The sequence below is a fragment of the Xanthobacter sp. YC-JY1 genome, from assembly GCF_021730305.1.
In the GTDB taxonomy this organism is placed as follows: domain Bacteria; phylum Pseudomonadota; class Alphaproteobacteria; order Rhizobiales; family Xanthobacteraceae; genus Xanthobacter; species Xanthobacter flavus.
In genome coordinates, this window is sequence record NZ_CP032674.1 from 2254511 (window position 1) to 2270584 (window position 16074).

The following is a 16074-nucleotide window of genomic DNA, read 5'->3' on the forward strand; positions in this document are numbered from 1 at the left end:
ATCAGTCGAGGCGCAGACGGCGGCCGGCGAAGACATAGAGCGGGCGCCAGAGCAGACGGTTGAACAGGATCACGAAGATCGACATCACCGCGATGCCGAGCACGATGCGCGGATAGTCGCCGGCAGCGGTGGCATCGGCGATATAGGCCCCGATGCCGTGGGCGCGCAGCGTCGTGTCACCCCAGCTCGCGACCTCGGCGACGATGGAGGCATTCCAGGAGCCTCCGCTCGCGGTGATGGCGCCGGTGACGTAATAGGGGAAGATCCCCGGCAGCATCACCTTCTTCCACCAGCTCCAGCCGCGGATCCGGAAGGTGCCCGCCGCTTCCCTCAGGTCGTTGGGGAAGGCGCTCGCCCCGGCCACCACGTTGAACAGGATGTACCACTGGGTGCCGAGCACCATCAGCGGCGACAGCCAGATGTCCGGGTCGAGGCCGAGCCGGACGATGGCCACCACCGCGAACGGGAAGATGATGTTGGCCGGGAAGGCCGCGAGGAACTGGGCCATGGGCTGCACCCGCTCGGCCCAGGCCGGCCGAAGGCCGATCCAGACGCCGATTGGCACCCAGATAAGGGTGGCGAGGGCGATCAGCACGATCACCCGCAGCATGGTCAGTACCCCGAGGCCGAAGGCCTGCGCCACCTCCGGCAAGGTCAGTTCTGTGGCGACGAAGGTGACGATGGTCCACAGGCAATAGGCCGTCACCGCCAGCACAAGGGCGAGCCACACCTTGTCCGAGAGGGGACTAGACAAAGCCCTGCGGGCGTCCGCCGGCACCGCCACCTGAAGGGCAAGGCGCTGGCGTGGGACAGCGGACAGCAGCGCGCCCAGCGGCCGCAGCAGACGCTGGAACAGGCGCGTGCGTCGGGCCGCCGAGAGCAGCCAGGAGGAGGGCGCGGCCCCGCTGGCGGAGGTCTCCACCCGGAACTTGTCTGCCCATGCCACCAGCGGGCGGAACAGCAGCTGGTCGTAGATGAGGATGACGGCCAGCATGGCCAGCACCGCCCAGCCCACCGCCGGCAGGTTCTGCTCCTTGATGGCGAGGGCCACATAGGAGCCCACCCCCGGCAGGGTGATGGTGGTGTCGCCCACCGAGATGGCCTCCGACGCCACCACGAAGAACCATCCCCCGGACATGGACATCATGGTGTTCCACACCAGCCCCGGCATGGAGAAGGGCACTTCCAGCCGCCAGAAGCGCTGCCAGCCGGTGAGGCGGAAGGAGCGGGTGGCCTCGTCGAGGTCGCGCGGCACGGTCTTCAGCGACTGGTAGAAGCTGAAGGTCATGTTCCAGGCCTGGCTGGTGAAGATGGCGAAGATGGCCGCCAGTTCCACCCCCAGCACCTTGCCCGGGAAGAGGGACATGAAGCCCACCACGGTGAAGGACAAAAAGCCAAGCACCGGCACGGACTGGAGGATGTCCAGCATCGGGATGAGCACCATCTCCGCCCGCCGGCTCTTGGCCGCCAGCGCGCCGTAGAGGAAGGTGAAGACCAGCGAGGCGAGGATGGCAGCCAGCATGCGCAGCGTGGTGCGCAGCGCATACTCGGGCAGCTGGGCGGGATCGAGGGAGACGGGCGTCTGGTTCAAGGCGGCGAGGGGCACGAGGGTGCCCTGACCCCCATGCACAATCAGGATGAGCGCGCCGAACAGCAGGCCGAAGGCCAGCGCATCCCACAGGTTCGGCGCGAAGCGCCGCCGACGGCCCGCTTCCAGGGCCGGGTGCTGCATCGTCATGACTACAGATCCGAATGCGATGGGAATTTACGGCGCCGACGGGCAGCCGGTGCCGGGAGGCTTCGCATGGGACTGGGGCTCACCTTGTCCTTACGGGACAGCAGGAACCGCCTTGCCCGAGGCCGCGCAGCGGAGCACTGCCATGCGACGCGGCCGTGACGGCGCCGCATTGGGGCTGTGGTCAGCCGGGATGGCTACAAGGCCAGCGCCCGTGCGCGCATCGGCTTCGATCGCCGTCCTCGTTACGATGAGAGAACGCGATAGGTTTGCGGAAATACAGCGCCCGCATGGCTCACCTCTTGTCCCCGGAGCCTGCCGGCGGGACGGTGAACCGGACGCGAAACGTCAGGTCCGCGCGACCGCAGGCGGGCTCGAGCTAGATCGACTGGAACTGTCCATCACTCGCTTGCTTTCAAGAAATCCGGCCGGCCTGACGGTGGAGTGTTCGATAGGCCCGCGAACGGGCATGCTCCATCTCCGGGGCGTCCGGTGTCGCCGCCTATCGCGCCGGGCGCCGACAGGGTCAAGGGGAAAAATGCGCCGTGCGGCAAGCTGTCCGTAGGGGTGCCGCACAGGCAATTTCGCCGCGCCCGGACGATCGACAGCAATGGACCGCGGGCGCGCGCCGCATGGTGCGGGGCTGACGGAGGGGCGGACTCCATCGGGCTCGCCGGCATCCTTACGGCATCTTCCGATGCGGTAAGCTCGACGCGGGGGGCGTCAGCGCGAGGCCTTCGCGCCAGCAACCGGCATTGGGGCGCACCGTTGCCGCCGTGCGCACGGTCCTTGGCGCGTTCAGGTTCTTCGGAGGCAGCCTCCTGCCCAAAAAAAACCGGAAGGCGAGAGCTATCCCAGATAGCTCTCGATGACTGCCCGGTCGCGCCGCAGCTCGGCGGCCGGGCCGCTGAGGGCGACGCGCCCGCGCTGCAGCACATGGGCCTCGTCTGCTGTATCGAGTGCGAGCAAGGCGAGTTGCTCGACCAGAAGCACCGAGAGGCCATCGTCGGCAAGGCCCCGCAGCGCCTTGAGAATGGTCGTCACCACCTGCGGCGCGAGGCCGAGGGATGGCTCGTCCAGCAGCAGCACCTTCGGCCGCATCATCAGCGCGCGGCTCACCGCGAGCATCTGCTGCTCGCCGCCGGAGAGGTTGCCGCCGAGGATGTGCTGGCGTTCCTTCAGCACAGGGAAGCGGGCGAACTCCCGCTCCAGTCCCTCGGCGATGGTGCCGGCGTCGAGGCCGGCGCGGTCGGCGCCGATCACGAGATTGTCCCGCACGGTCAGGCCCGGAACGATCTGCCGCCCTTGCGGCACATGCACCAGCCCGGCGCGCGCCAGCAGATGGGGCTTGATGCCCGCGGTCGGCCGGCCGTCGAAGCGGATGGTTCCGGAGCGGGGGCTCACGATGTTGGACAGCGTGCGCAGCAGCGTGGTCTTGCCGGCCCCGTTGGCGCCGATCACCGTGACGAGGCGGCCCGGCGCAAGGCGCAGCGAGACATCGTGGAGGATGCCCACGGGTCCGATGGCGACATCGATGTGATCGACCTCGATCATGCCGCATCCCCCACGGCGCCGAGATAGGCGCGGATGACTTTCGGGTCCTTCTGCACCTCGGCCGGCGTGCCGCTGGCGATGGGGTTGCCGAAATCGAGCACCGTCACGCGGTCGGCGAGGCCCATCACGAACTCCATGTTGTGCTCCACCAGCAGCACGCTGATGCCGGCATCGCGCAGCTTCGCCACGATGCGCGCGACCTCGCGGGCCTCCTGCGGGTTCACGCCGGCCACCGGCTCGTCCAGCAGTAGGATCGCGGGCTTCTGGGCGATGGCGCGGGCGAGTTCGACCAGCTTGCGATGGCCGTAGGACAGGTCCTTGGGCTTCATGTCGGCGAGCTGGCCAATACCGAGGAAGGCGAGGATGGAGGCTGCCTCCGCGCGCTCGCGCGCCTCATGGCCGGCGCCGCCGAGAAAGGCGAGCACATCGGCCGCAAGGCCGCGGCGCCGCTCCATGCCCAGCATGACGTTTTCCAGCACGCTGACGCCCTGGATGAGCTGGAGGTTCTGGAATGTCCGCACAAGACCCAGGCGGGCGCGCCGGTGCGCGGGCAGGTCGGTCACGTCGACGCCGCCGATGCGGATGTGGCCTGAGGTGGGGGCGTAGAGCCCGGCCACCACGTTGATGAACGTGGACTTGCCGGCGCCGTTCGGGCCGATCAGCGCGTGAACGGTTCCGGGCTCGACCGAGAGGGTCGCCTCGCGCAGCGCCACCACGCCGGCATAGCTCTTGGTCACGCTTTCCACGTCGAGCCGTCCACCGGCGCGTCCGCGTCCGGCAATGGCAGGATGGAAGGCGGGAGCGGCTTCGGGTGCGACGGCGGCGGTCGCCCGACGGCGGCCGAACAGGCCGATGGCGCCCTCGGGGAAGACCAGCAGCACGACCAGCAGGATGCCGCCATACAGCATCAGCCCGATATCGTGGACGGCGGCGATGGCCTCGGCGATGCCAATCAGGATCGCGGTGCCCAGCAGCGGCCCCGCCGAACGTCCGAGCCCGCCGATGACGGTGGCGATCAGCAGCGAGATGGTGAGGCGGATATTGAAGGCGTCGGAGGAGACGAACCCGCTCTGGTGCGCGAACAACACGCCGGCGAGGCCCGCCAGCGCCGCGCTCGCCGCGAACACGCCGATGCGCCAGAGCGGCACGTTGAGCCCCACCGTCGCGGCGAAGGATTCGCTTTCCTTGATCGCGTTGAGGCGTCGGCCGATGGCGGAGCCGAACACGTAGTCGCTGCCAACCTGCACAAGCAGGAGGATGCCCGCGGCCACCCAGAAGAAGTAGGTCGGCCCCATGCGGAAGTTGCCGAAGTCGATCTGCGGCACGCCCATGACGCCCATGGTGCCGCCGGTGACCGAGACCCAGCGCTGGGCCACGATCTCCACGATGAAGCCGAAGGCCAGCGTCGCCATGGCGAGGTAGAGCCCGCGTGTCCGCAGGGCGACCGCGCCCACCAGCAGGCCGGCGAGAAGGCAGGCGGCGAGCGCCACGCCCATGGAAAGGGTCAGCGGCCATCCGTAGGTGGTGGCGAGGATGGCGGAGACATAGGCCCCCACCGCATAGAAGCCGCCGTGGCCGAGCGACATCTGCCCGGACAGGCCGAGCAGGATGTTGAGGCCGATCACCGCGATGGCGGTGTAGGCGAAGGTCTGTCCCACATGCACGAAGAACGGATTGGGCGCGATGAGGGGAAAGATCGCGATGACCGCGATGGCGAGGGCGTAGGCGGCGAGGCGCGGGGTGCGGGGCATGATCGGGGCTCCTCAGCGCACGTCGGCACGTCGCTCGCCGAACAGCCCGGACGGGCGCACGGCGAGGAGGGCCATGACGAAGAGCAGCGGGTAGAGATCGCCGAAGGCGCTGTCCCAGTAGTTGGAGAAGGCCTCGGCGACGCCGAACAGGAGCCCGCCCAGCAGGATGCCCACGGGATTGGTGAATCCGCCGACGGCCGCCACCGCGAGCGCCTTGATGGTGAAGATCAGCCCCATGTGCGGATGCACGGAAACCAGCGGCCCGACAAGCACGCCGGAAATGCCGGCCATGAGCGCGGCAAGCACGAACACCAGCACGACGACGCCGCGCACATCGATGCCGAACAGCGAGGCCGCTTCCGGATTGAAGGCCACCGCATAGACGGCCTTGCCCCAGCGCGAGCCGAACAGAAACCAGTAGAAGGCACCAACGACGATGAAGGCGGTGATGATGATCGCCGCCTCCTCAAAGAAGATACCGACGCCGAGGATGCTGATGACGTTGTCCCGCGTCTTGGAGAACAAGGGCGGCGCATATTGCGCGGACTTGCCGAAGCCGAGCTCGACGATGTTCTGTAGGATCAGTGCCGCGCCGGCGGTCGTGAGCACCCAGGAATAGGCGCCGGCGCGGTCGCCGAGCCGGTCGAGCGGGCGGATGGCGAAGCGCTCCAGCAGATAGCCGAGCACGCCCATGAGGACGAGCACGCCCAGCACGGCGAGCGGCGCGGGCACGCCTGCGGTCAGCATACCGATGGAGGCGAAGGCGCCCACCATCAGGAAGTCACCCTGGCCGAAGTTCAGCCGGTGGGTCGCGAGATGGGTGATGAACAGGCCCTTGGCGGTGAGCGTATAGATCGCGCCCATGGCGATGCCGCTGACCAGCAGCTGGAAGAAATTGAGCAGCGTCACGATACCCCTCCCGCGCCGGGCGGATCGGACGGACGCACTGCGTAGGGTCTCGTGGACATGCGCTCTCCCGAAGGTCTTCCGGGCCGGTCTGGCGCCGGCCTCGTCGTGCGAACTCAGCGGCCGGCGTCGGCCGGCGCAAAACGTGTCATGCCCGGGCCCCCGCCGCAGACGCGCATCCGCGCGCCGAGCGGCGGGGCATCGGCCTCCTCCATCGGTACGTCTGCAAGCCGCCCCGTCAGGCGCACGCCGCAGTCGAGGTCCACCACCGCAACCGCATAGGGGCCGTCCGCCTGGAAGCGGGTCGGCGGACGGCGCACGAGCGTCCAGGAGACGAGCACGCCGTCCCCCTCGACCGTGACCGGCTCCATTCGGGGGCTGTGGCAGGTGGGGCAGAGTTCGCGCGGACCGGCATCGAGCTGGCCGCACGCGGCACACCGCAGGATCTCGACGGGGGAAAAGGCGGAAGACATGGGACGGGCGTGATCCTGATGGCAGCGGACGGGGCGGGCTCAGCGACCCTGGAAGTCGGCGTCGCGCTTATCGCGGAAAGCGGTGGTGCCCTCGACGATGTCCTGGCTCTGGCCGAGATCGAAGAAGGAGCGGGATTCGAGCCGCAGCGCTTCGCCCATGGGCATGCCGACGGCGCGCCGCATCACCTCCTTGGCGAAGCGGTGGGAGAGGGGCGAGCGCTTCGCCAGCATCTGCGCATAGTCGAGCGTGAAGGCCACCAGCTCTTCGGCGGGCACGATGCGGTTGACGAGGCCGATACGGAACGCGTGCTCGGCGTTCACACGATCGCCGGAGAGGATGATCTCCATGGCATGGCCGAGGCCGACGATCTGCGGCAGGCGGATGAGCCCGCCATCGCACGCATGAAAGCCCCACTTGGCGTCCTGCAGGGCAAATTCCGCGTTGGGCGCGCAGAAGCGGAGGTCGCAGGCGAGCGCCAGCTCGAACCCGCCGGAGATGGCAAAGCCGTTCACGGCGGCGAGGATGGGTTTGTCGATCTCCACCGAGCGGGTGATGCCGCCGAAGCCCGGGCCGTTGGTGTAGCGGGTGCGGAATTCCGGCGCCGGGGTGCGGGCGAAATTCACCGTATAGGTCTTGAGGTCGGCCCCTGCGCAGAAGGCCTTGTCGCCTGCGCCCGTGACCACGGCCACGTGGGCGCCGTCGTCGCGATCGAAGTCGCGGAAGACTTCGACCAAATCGTCGTTGGCGGCGAAGTCGAGGGAGTTCATCACCGCCGGGCGGTCGATGGTGATGAGCCAGACCTTGCCGTGGCGGTCGCAGCGAATGTCGCCCATGGGATGTTCCAATGCTGTGTGGGGGCGCGCGCTCAGGCGTCGGTGGCGCGCAGGATGTTGACGGTGCAGGCGACGCCCGTGCCGCCGAGATTGTGGGTGAGGGCCACCTTGGCCCCTTTCACCTGGTTGGTGTGCATGCCGCGCAGCTGGAGCACGCTCTCATAGATCTGGCCGAGGCCGGTGGCGCCCACGGGATGCCCCTTGGCGAGCAGGCCGCCGCTGGCATTGATCGGCCGGTCGCCATCCACCGCTGTGCGGCCCTCGGCGGCGTAGCCGGCACCGGCCCCGCGCGGCATCAGGCCGAGATCTTCCGCGTCGATGATCTCGGCGATGGAGAAGCAGTCGTGAAGCTCCACGCAGCTCACCTCGTCGGCCGTGATGCCTGCCTGGGCATAGGCGCCCTGGGCTGCGGCCACCGTCGCCTCGAAGGTGCACAGGTCCGGATGGCCGGCGATGCGCGCGCTGCCGCGCGCCTGGGCCGAGGCCAGCACCTGGACAGGTTGCGGGATCACGTCTCGCAGGCGGTCACCGGACACGAGCAGCACCGCCGCCGCGCCATCGCTCGCCGGGCAGCAGTCATAAAGGCGAAGGGGATCGCAGATCAGGCGGGCATTGCCGATCTCTTGGGTGGAGAGATCCGCCCCCATCTGGGCGAGGGGGTTCTTCAGGCCGTTGCCCTTGTTCTTGCGGACCACGGCGGAGATGTCGTCGCGCGTCGCGCCGTAGCGCTGCTCGTAGAGGCGCCAGGCGAGGCCGAACAGGCCGGGGAAGGTGAGCCCGCTCACCCCGTCGCTGCGAAAATCCATGGCGCAGTTGAGCGCCGAGGTGACGGCTGCCGTGTCGGCGTGGGTCATCTTCTCCGCGCCCACGGCGAGCGCCATGTCGCACATGCCGGTCGCCACCGCGAGGTAGGCATGACGGAAGGCGATGCCGCCGGAGGCGCAGGCGCCCTCCACCTTGGTGCAGGGAATCTGCGGCAGGCCGAGCCCGTCCGCCACCAGCCCCGCCAGCACCTCTTGCCCCAGCAGTGGGCCGGCGACGAAGTTGCCAAGATAGAGCGCGCCGATGTCGCTCCGGTCGAGGCCCGCCTCGCGGATCGCCGCATCTGCCGCGCGAATGGCGAGGGCTTCGATGGACGTTTCCGAGTGGCGACCAAAGGTTGAGGAGCCGATGCCGGCGACGAAAACGGGCCTCATGAGGCGGCTCCCTGCTGCTGCGTCCGCGCGGCCGCGTCGTCTTCCGCCAGCCGGCGGCGCAGCTCGGTCTTGAGGATTTTTCCGTAGTTGTTCTTGGGCAGCGCTGCCTCGAAGCGGTAACGCTTGGGGCGCTTGAAGCGGGCGATGTTGTCGAGGCAGAGCTGGTCCAGCTCGGCAGCGTCGACCTCCGCCCCCGGGCGCACGGCGACGAACGCCACCACCTCCTCGCCCCAGTCGGGATGGGGCGCGCCGATGACGGACACCTCCAGCACGCTCTCATGCCGCAGCAGCACTTCCTCCACTTCGCGGGGATAGATGTTGCTGCCGCCGGAGATGATGAGATCCTTGGAGCGGTCGCGCAGCGTGAGGTAGCCGCGCGCATCGAGGCTGCCCACATCGCCGGTGTAGAGCCAGCCGTCGCGCAGGGCGGCGGCCGTGCCGGCGGGATTGTTCCAGTACCCTTCCATCACGCAGTCGCTGCGGGTGATGACTTCGCCCACTTCGCCGGCCGGCAGATCGTGCCCGTCCTGGTCGACCACCCGCACCTCCTGCCCGGAGCGGGGGAAGCCGCAGGAGCCCAGCACGGCGTCATCCGCCGGAGCACCATCGGCGCCGACATGCAGGCTCTTGGGGAGCAAGGTGATGGTCATGGGGGATTCCCCCTGGCCGAAGATCTGGCACAGCTTCGGCCCGATGACGCGGAGCGCCTGCTTCAGGTCGGCGACGTACATGGGCGCGCCGCCATAGTAGATGGTCTTCAGGTTGGACAGATCCGCGGAGATCGTGGCGGGATGGTTCACCATGCGCGTGAGCATGGTCGGAGCCGCGAAAATCGTGACCTTGCTGTAGCGCGCGATGGCCTCCAGCACCTCCTCCACATCGAAGCCGGGCAGCACCACCTGATGCCCGCCTTTCATCAGGAAGGGCAGGGCGTAGAGGCCCGCGCCGTGGGAGACCGGCGCGCATGCGATGTGCGTGTCATCGGTGTCGATGGGATCGACATCGGAATAATAAGCGAGCGACATGGCCAGCAGGTTGCGGTGGCTGAGCATCGCGCCCTTCGGCTTGCCGGTGGTGCCGGAGGTGTAGAACAGCCAGGCGCGCTCTTCCGGCGCCGCATCCTCGCAGGCCATAGGCTCGGCGGCGACAAGGCGGGCGTAGGCCTCGGCGCCGGTCGAGATGACCGCAAGCCGGGCGAGGGTGTCGATCTCCGCCGCAAGGGCCTCGGACAGGCCGGGCGTGGTGAAGAGCGCCTCGGCCTCTGCATCCTCCGCGATGCCGATCACCTCGCGCGGATGCAGCTTGGCGTTGACCGGCACGGCGCACAGGCCGGCGATCCAGCAGCCGAGAAGGCATTCGAAGAAGGCGCCGGTGTTCTCCATGAAGAGCACGACACGCGCGCCCGGCTTGAGACCCATCGCGCGCAAACCGCCGGCTATTCGGGCCGACCGCTCGGCGAAGGCGGCGTAGGTGAGGGTGCCGTTGGCATCGGTGATCGCGGGATTGTCCGGCAGGCGACGCGCGGTCTGCAGGATGAGCGTGGCGATGCTCATCGGTCCTCCCTACCATTTAGTATTTATATTTACTGATGAGTCAGGCTAGCTGTTTTGCGAGTTTTATGCAAGCATGCGACACAGTATTTGTTCGAAGGCTGGCGCGCCGGATGCTTTCTCCGGCAAGCCGATCCTCGTCATCGTAGAAAGCAGGACCCGCCAGTTCATGAGTGACACTCCCAGCGCGGCGACCCGCGCTCCCGCGCCGGGGCGTGCGGCCTTCGACCGAGACGAGCAACGCCGCCGCAAGCGCGAGGCGGTGCTGCGGGTGGCTGCATCCGCCTTCAACCGTCGCGGCTTCGCCAACACGTCCATGGATGATGTGGCGTCGGTTCTCGGCGTGTCGAAGCCGACGCTCTACCAGTATTTCAAGAGCAAGCAGGAGTTGCTTTACGCCTGCCACCAGGTGGCCATGGACAATGGCGAGGCGGGTCTTGCTCTCGCCGCGGCCCATGACGGTACTGGCCTCGAAAAGCTGATCATCTACCTGCGCCGCTACATGGAAGGCATCTTCGGCGACCTTGGAAACTGCCCGGTGCTCACCGACGTCGATTCGCTGGTGCCGGAAGATCGTGCGAACGTGGTGGCCCGCCGCAAGCGCATCAGCGCCGCCACGAAGGAGCTGATCGCCCTTGGCGTCGCCGACGGCTCCATCGGCCCCTGCGATCCGAAGCTTGCGAGCCTGTTCGCCCTCGGCGTGGTCAACTGGATTCCGGCCTGGTATCGGGATTCCGGCCCCAACACGCCGGAGGAGATCATGGAGAGCTTCGCGGCGCTCCTGATCTCCGGCCTTGCGGCCCCGGCCGCGCCCAAGCGCCAGCGCGCGAAGGCGAAGCCGAAGGCCTGATTGCAGGTCGGGCCTATTTCGGCGCCGGAACCACGGTGTCGCCCTTCCAGATGCCGAGGAAGATGTCGCCCTGGCCGAGGCATTCGTGATCGTTCGGCCCGAACGGCTTTGCCGGCGTGGCGGAGATCGCCTGGACGCCGTCGATGTTCTCGATGGCATCCCGCAGCTTCGCCGGGTCCGACTTGCCGACCTTGTCCACGGCGGCGAACATGATCTGGCCCGCGTCATAGCCGAGCGCGGCGACAACCGGCCAGCGATAGTCCTTGCCGTACTTCTCGGTCATGCGCTTGTTGAAGGCCTGCGCCTTGGGATCGGAGAGATCGAGCGCCTGGCCCATGGCGGTGCCCTGGATGGCCTCCACGCCCACGATGTCCTTCACCTTCAGGGACGACAGGCCCCAGTTGCCGGCGAAGGTCGGCTTGTAGTCGAGGCGCGGCAGGGGCCGATACGGCAGCTCGAACGACTCGTGGAAGTGCAGGATGAGATCGGCGCCGGCGTCGCGCATCTTGATCATCTGCGGGGTCAGGTCGTTGACGCCGGGCGCCGCCGCCTCCACCGCCACGAGCTCCACGCCGCGCGCCTTCAGGCCGGCGGTCGCCTCCTGCGCGGCGAAGTTGCCGTAGCCGGTGGTCGAGTGAAGCAGGCCGATCTTCTTGTAGTTCTTCACCGCCCAGTCGAGGATCGCGTCGATCTGGTACTTCTCGATCATCGAACAGCGGAAGATGAAGCTCGGCTTCTGGTCAATGAACTTGGTGGTGATATCCGTCGCCGCGGAGGGGCCGGCGATGAGCGGAACGCCCGCGCGCTGGAGCACCGGTGCAAAGGCCATGACATTGCCGCTCGAGACCGTGCCGATGACGCCCGCGACGCCGTCGTTCTGGATCAGGCGCTGCACCACGGAGACCGCGCGCTGGGGATTGGCCTCGTCGTCATAGACCACAAGCTCGATGGGCGTCTTGCCGCCCTTGGCCTTGTAGTCCTCCAGCGCGAGCTTGATGCCCTGCAGGTAGCTCTCGCCGAAATCGACGATGGCTGGCGGCCCGCTGAGGCCTTCCACGACACCGATCTTCACCGGCGTCTGGGCCAGTGCCGGGCCGGCCGCCCCGAGCAGCAGCGCGAGCGCCGTGGCGGCGCTTCGGAGCAGTGCGCCTCTTACCGCTTCCATCCGAACCATACCCATTCCTCCCCTTCACCTCTCATCGGTTCAGCGGCCCCAGCGTGGCCACAAAACTCGTGAGTAAGTTTTATATGCTTTTTAGTAGGCGTATCGGATCGTGTGGCGCTCTGCAAGGGGCGGAACGCAAGCCGGCGCGTATCTCGAATCCCGCTGGTACGGCCCTTCCTGCCCGAGGCCGCGCCTTTAAGCGTGCGGAGGCGGCGCGAAGCTGGGGCTTGCCGCGCAGATGCTCAATTCGGGGAGGAGCAGGAGAGGGGGGAATCATTCCGCCGCGTTCAAGCTGGCGCCGGATCGCCTCCGCGGAGGGCACCGGAACTTGCGCCCGTGACGACAGACGGCGTCCTGTGCCCCGGACGGGCTCGGGCATCAGGAGAGAGGGTCTAGATTTCTGAATGGCTTGCGATGGTACAGGTGGGTGGGCTCGAACCACCGACCTCCGGTTCCACAGACCGGCGCTCTAACCAACTGAGCTACACCTGCACGGCTTCCGGCGCGCCGGGCGCCGGAAGAGAGGGCGGAACCTACGCGGGGCGCTCCGCAATTTCAAGGGGGCGAAAGCCACTGGCCACAGCGGCATTGTGCGCGGGGTCAAATCGAGTACCGGCGCGGGCTCGCGCCTGGTCGGCCCGGTCCGGGGGCATTGCCGGGCTTCAGTTGGCGCGGGACGGGATGTCCTCGTCCTGCACCAGTTCCTCGACCTTGGTCATGATGGAGACCCAGGTGCGATGCTCCTCCACCTTCCCGCCGATCTCGAAGCTCTCGGCCATCCGGTGGGCAAAGGCGACGCCCTCCGGCCCGTATTGCTCGGCGATGATGAAGGCGGTCCGCCAGACATCTTCCTCGGTCACCATGGGTCTCATCCTTCCTTCGCCCCGGGGCAGCAAGCGCGAAGCGGATTTGTCACAAATCCAACACCAGCAGGTCGCCTTTGGCACGCGAGACGCACGCCAGGAACCAGCCCTGTTCCTTCTCCTCGGGCTTGAGGCGCTTGTCGCGGTGGTCCACCTCGCCCTCCAGCACCTTCACCTTGCAGGTGCCGCAGGCGCCCTGCTCGCAGGAGGTGGGGATCTTCACACCCGCCTCTTCCATGGCGGTGGAGACGGAGCGGTCGCCGGGGATCTTGATGACCTTGCCGGTGGAGGCGATCTTCACCTCGAACACCTTGTCCAGCAGCGGGGGCGGTGCCTTGCCGGTGAAGCGCTCCACATGGATGCGGTTGACGCCGAAGCCCTTCTGCTGCGCGCTGGCGATGATTGGGTCGAGCCACCAGTCCACCCCGCACAGGAAGAGGTGCGTGTCATCGGGCCGGTCCCCGAGCAGGTTCGCGGCGTTGAGGCGCGGCTCGGTGGCCTCGAAATAGAAGGTGGTGTTGGCGGCGAAGGCCGACGCCTCGATGGTGGACTTGAACGAGCCCGGCGAGCCGCCCGCGAAGAGGTAGTGGAACTCGAAGGGGATATTCTTCGCCTTCAGATGATCGGCGATGGAGAGGATGGGCGTCGCGCCGATGCCGCGGGCGAACAGCAGCGCGCGCTTGGTGTCGCGCGGCACAGCGAAGCGGTTGCGCGGGGTGCCCACCGCGAGGCGGTCGCCCTCGTTCACCTGCTGGAACATAGCTTTGGAGCCGCCGCGGCTGTTGGCGTCCTTCCACACGCCGATCACGTAGCGATGGCGCTCGCTCTCGCTGTTGATGAGCGAATATTGCCGCACCAGACCGCCGGGGATGCTCACATCCACATGGGCGCCCGCCGTGAAGGCCGGCAATTCGCCGCCCTCGGCGGGGATCAGCTCGAAGGAGGCCATGTTTTCGGCCTCGATCGTCTTCTTGGCCACGATCACCGGGCTCAGGGCATCGTCCGACATCGCATCCTCCAAACCATCCGCACAGGAACGCTGATGGGAGGAGGTGCAAACGTGGGGCCAATTTCGCTGCGGTGCGGCAGATGGTGTCCGCGTGGGACTGTTCAGGCGAGCCGCGCCAGCGCCTCCTTGGCGAGCTTGCGCGTGAGGTCGGCGGCGGGCAGGCGCGGGCTCAGGGCGGCGGACTGGCCGCACCAGAGGTTGGTGAAATCGTCTCGGCCCTCGGCCTCGGCCTTCGCGCGCAGCGGGGCGAGGGCGCCGCCGGAGGTCGGGAAGGCCGATGCCTCCGGCGCGATGGGGCCGATCTCGCGCATCACGCGGTTCATGATGCCGCGGGCCGGGCGGCCGGTGAAGATGTTGGTGAGCGCTGTGCTCTCGTCCGTCGCCGCCTCCAGCGCGGCGCGGTGGACGGCGGGCACCTTCGCTTCCGGAGAGAACATGAAGGCGGTGCCGATCTGCACCGCCGAGGCCCCCAGCGCCAAAGCCGCCACGATGCCCCGCGCATCGGCGATGCCGCCGGCGGCGATCACCGGTACCTTCACCGCATCCGCCACCTGCGGCACGAGGGAGAAGGTGCCCACCTGCCGGGCCACGTCCTGCCAGCTGATGGGCGTCTGCGAATAGTCGCCCCCGAGGAAGAGCGCGCGGTGGCCGCCCGCCTCGAACCCCATGGCGATGATGGCGTCGCAGCCATGGTCCTCCAGCCAGCGCGCCTCAGCCACGGTGGTGGCGGAAGAGATGATCTTCGCCCCCGTCGCCTTCACCCGGGCCATGAGGTCCGGCGCTGGCAGGCCGAAATGGAAGCTCACCACCTCGGGACGCACCTCCTCCACTACGGTGCAGAAGGTGTCGTCGAACGGGGCACGGGAGGGGGATGGTGTGCTGGCGGCCGGGTCGAGCCCGGCCTCGACATAATAATCGGCGAGACGCGCCCGCCAGCGCAGCGCCCGCGCCGGGTCGTCCTGCGGTGGGGTGTGGCAGAAGAAGTTGAGGTTCAGCGGCTTGTCGGGCAGGCCGGCGCGGATCTTCGCCACCGCCGCCTTCAGATCATCCGGCGCATACATTGCGCAGGGCAGGGACGCGAGCCCGCCGGTCGAACCCACCGCGATGGCGAGTTCCGGCGAGCCGGGGCCGGCCATGGGGCCGAGCAGGATGGGATGGGCGATGCCGAACAGATCGAGGATGCGCCGGTCCGGCCAGCGGGCGGCAGCTTCGGCATTCAGGGCATCGGTCATGGCGTCGGTCCTCCCGCGGGGCTGGCCGCCATTATCGCGTTTCCGCCAATCATTGAAATTGAAATATTCTGATATTATCGTTCACTTCTGATGATGGAATGGCGATGATGGACCTGCGCGATTTCCGCTTCCTGGAAGCCGTGGCCGAGACCGGCAGCGTCACCCGCGCCGCCGGGCGGCTCGGCTGCGTGCAATCCAATGTCACCACCCGCCTGCGCAAGCTGGAGGACCGGCTCGGCCAGAAGCTGGTGGAGCGCATCGACGGGCGCATGGTCCCCACCGCCGCGGGCGCGCTTGCGCTCGATTATGGCGCGCGCATCGTCCGCCTGTCGGAAGAGGCGGAGAAGCGGCTGCGCTCGGCGGCCGAGGCCTTTCCGCCGCTGCGTCTCGGCACCATGGAGACCACCGCCGCCGTGCGCCTGCCGCCGCTGCTGAAGGCGGCGCGGGCGAAGCTGCCGGACCTGCGCCTGTCCATCACCACCGGCACCAGCGGCGAGCTGGTTGCGGCGCTGGGACGGGGCGACATCGACCTCGCCTTCGTGGCCGAGGAGGCGGTGGAGGCGCGCTTCGCCAGCGTGCCGCTGTTCGAGGAAGAGCTGGTGGAAGTGCTGCCCATGGGCGGCGCGGCGGAGGCTGCGGCCGTCGTTTTCCGGGCCGGCTGCTGCTACCGCGCGCGCTTCGCCGAAGCGTTCGGCGACCTGCCTTTGCTGGAGCTTGGGACGCTGGATGGCATCATGGGCTGCGTCGCTGCTGGGCTCGGCCGCACGCTGCTGCCGGCAGCGGCGGTGGAGCGCTGGCGCCGGGCGGGGGAGGTGGAGACCCGTCCCCTTCCTGCCGGGCGGGGCCTTGTGCGCACGCTGGCGCTCTTCCGCCCCGCGAGCCCGTCCCGTCGCTCCATCGATGCCCTCATCGGCCTTGCCGGCGCGTGAGCAGGGGCGCCTTTTTCCATCGCCTCG

The 16074-nt window shown here is 68.2% G+C and carries 14 protein-coding genes and 1 tRNA gene; 2 read left to right on the top strand and 13 right to left on the bottom strand.

The features are described 5' to 3' along the window. Position 1: 1 nt before the first annotated feature. The 8 genes from D7006_RS10480 to D7006_RS10515 form a co-directional block, all read right to left on the bottom strand. On the bottom strand, positions 2-1738 hold the full coding sequence (locus D7006_RS10480) for an ABC transporter permease subunit (RefSeq protein WP_169120933.1): 1737 nt from the start codon (positions 1736-1738) through the stop codon (positions 2-4). Between the two features lie 846 nt (positions 1739-2584). Continuing rightward, entirely contained in the window at positions 2585-3289 is a 705-nt protein-coding gene (locus D7006_RS10485; RefSeq protein WP_229644680.1) for an ABC transporter ATP-binding protein, read from the bottom strand. Next, on the bottom strand, positions 3286-5040 hold the full coding sequence (locus D7006_RS10490) for an ATP-binding cassette domain-containing protein (protein ID WP_237356568.1): 1755 nt from the start codon (positions 5038-5040) through the stop codon (positions 3286-3288). Before D7006_RS10490 ends, D7006_RS10485 begins: the two co-directional genes overlap by 4 nt. 12 nt (positions 5041-5052) lie before the next feature. After that, on the bottom strand, positions 5053-5949 hold the full coding sequence (locus D7006_RS10495; RefSeq protein WP_169120928.1) for a branched-chain amino acid ABC transporter permease: 897 nt from the start codon (positions 5947-5949) through the stop codon (positions 5053-5055). Between the two features lie 113 nt (positions 5950-6062). Next, complete coding sequence (locus D7006_RS10500) at positions 6063-6419, bottom strand: Zn-ribbon domain-containing OB-fold protein (protein ID WP_237356569.1); 357 nt, start codon at positions 6417-6419, stop codon at positions 6063-6065. Between the two features lie 39 nt (positions 6420-6458). Further along, a complete protein-coding gene (locus tag D7006_RS10505; protein ID WP_237356570.1) occupies positions 6459-7253 on the bottom strand; it encodes an enoyl-CoA hydratase/isomerase family protein in 795 nt (264 codons plus the stop codon). Positions 7254-7285: 32 nt separating this feature from the next. Next, positions 7286-8449, bottom strand: a complete 1164-nt coding sequence (locus D7006_RS10510) for a beta-ketoacyl synthase N-terminal-like domain-containing protein (protein WP_237356571.1) — start codon at positions 8447-8449, stop codon at positions 7286-7288. Continuing rightward, entirely contained in the window at positions 8446-10002 is a 1557-nt protein-coding gene (locus tag D7006_RS10515; RefSeq protein ID WP_237356572.1) for a long-chain fatty acid--CoA ligase, read from the bottom strand. Before D7006_RS10515 ends, D7006_RS10510 begins: the two co-directional genes overlap by 4 nt. Positions 10003-10168: 166 nt before the next feature. Between D7006_RS10515 and D7006_RS10520 the strand changes: the two genes are divergently transcribed. Continuing rightward, positions 10169-10849, top strand: a complete 681-nt coding sequence (locus tag D7006_RS10520; RefSeq protein WP_169120918.1) for a TetR/AcrR family transcriptional regulator — start codon at positions 10169-10171, stop codon at positions 10847-10849. A 13-nt stretch (positions 10850-10862) separates the two neighbouring features. On the opposite strand, the gene D7006_RS10525 is transcribed toward D7006_RS10520, so the two are convergent. The 5 genes from D7006_RS10525 to D7006_RS10545 all read right to left on the bottom strand — a co-directional run bounded on the left by D7006_RS10525 (position 10863) and on the right by D7006_RS10545 (position 15118). Then, complete coding sequence (locus D7006_RS10525; RefSeq protein ID WP_237356573.1) at positions 10863-12029, bottom strand: ABC transporter substrate-binding protein; 1167 nt, start codon at positions 12027-12029, stop codon at positions 10863-10865. Positions 12030-12429: 400 nt separating this feature from the next. Continuing rightward, positions 12430-12506 (bottom strand) — tRNA-His (locus D7006_RS10530). 170 nt (positions 12507-12676) lie between these two features. Further along, entirely contained in the window at positions 12677-12877 is a 201-nt protein-coding gene (locus D7006_RS10535; RefSeq protein ID WP_169120914.1) for a hypothetical protein, read from the bottom strand. A 49-nt stretch (positions 12878-12926) separates the two neighbouring features. Then, positions 12927-13886, bottom strand: a complete 960-nt coding sequence (locus D7006_RS10540; RefSeq protein ID WP_169120912.1) for a PDR/VanB family oxidoreductase — start codon at positions 13884-13886, stop codon at positions 12927-12929. 101 nt (positions 13887-13987) lie between these two features. Continuing rightward, the gene (locus D7006_RS10545) at positions 13988-15118 is read right to left on the bottom strand and encodes a nitronate monooxygenase family protein (protein WP_237356574.1); all 1131 of its coding nucleotides are present in this window, start codon (positions 15116-15118) and stop codon (positions 13988-13990) included. Between the two features lie 98 nt (positions 15119-15216). On the opposite strand from D7006_RS10545, the gene D7006_RS10550 reads away from it, so the two are divergent. After that, on the top strand, positions 15217-16047 hold the full coding sequence (locus D7006_RS10550) for a LysR substrate-binding domain-containing protein (RefSeq protein ID WP_237356575.1): 831 nt from the start codon (positions 15217-15219) through the stop codon (positions 16045-16047). Positions 16048-16074 lie beyond the last annotated feature (27 nt).

What these genes read in the sequence shown, in the direction of transcription:
- D7006_RS10485 (WP_229644680.1), bottom strand. Translation starts at nt 3,289, where the DNA reads ATGATCGAGGTCGATCACATCGATGTCGCCATCGGACCCGTGGGCATC.
- D7006_RS10500 (WP_237356569.1), bottom strand. Translation starts at nt 6,419, where the DNA reads ATGTCTTCCGCCTTTTCCCCCGTCGAGATCCTGCGGTGTGCCGCGTGC.
- D7006_RS10540 (WP_169120912.1), bottom strand. Translation starts at nt 13,886, where the DNA reads ATGTCGGACGATGCCCTGAGCCCGGTGATCGTGGCCAAGAAGACGATC.
- D7006_RS10515 (WP_237356572.1), bottom strand. Translation starts at nt 10,002, where the DNA reads ATGAGCATCGCCACGCTCATCCTGCAGACCGCGCGTCGCCTGCCGGAC.
- D7006_RS10510 (WP_237356571.1), bottom strand. Translation starts at nt 8,449, where the DNA reads ATGAGGCCCGTTTTCGTCGCCGGCATCGGCTCCTCAACCTTTGGTCGC.
- D7006_RS10480 (WP_169120933.1), bottom strand. Translation starts at nt 1,738, where the DNA reads ATGACGATGCAGCACCCGGCCCTGGAAGCGGGCCGTCGGCGGCGCTTC.
- D7006_RS10520 (WP_169120918.1), top strand. Translation starts at nt 10,169, where the DNA reads ATGAGTGACACTCCCAGCGCGGCGACCCGCGCTCCCGCGCCGGGGCGT.
- D7006_RS10525 (WP_237356573.1), bottom strand. Translation starts at nt 12,029, where the DNA reads ATGGGTATGGTTCGGATGGAAGCGGTAAGAGGCGCACTGCTCCGAAGC.
- D7006_RS10550 (WP_237356575.1), top strand. Translation starts at nt 15,217, where the DNA reads ATGGCGATGATGGACCTGCGCGATTTCCGCTTCCTGGAAGCCGTGGCC.
- D7006_RS10535 (WP_169120914.1), bottom strand. Translation starts at nt 12,877, where the DNA reads ATGGTGACCGAGGAAGATGTCTGGCGGACCGCCTTCATCATCGCCGAG.
- D7006_RS10545 (WP_237356574.1), bottom strand. Translation starts at nt 15,118, where the DNA reads ATGACCGATGCCCTGAATGCCGAAGCTGCCGCCCGCTGGCCGGACCGG.
- D7006_RS10505 (WP_237356570.1), bottom strand. Translation starts at nt 7,253, where the DNA reads ATGGGCGACATTCGCTGCGACCGCCACGGCAAGGTCTGGCTCATCACC.
- D7006_RS10490 (WP_237356568.1), bottom strand. Translation starts at nt 5,040, where the DNA reads ATGCCCCGCACCCCGCGCCTCGCCGCCTACGCCCTCGCCATCGCGGTC.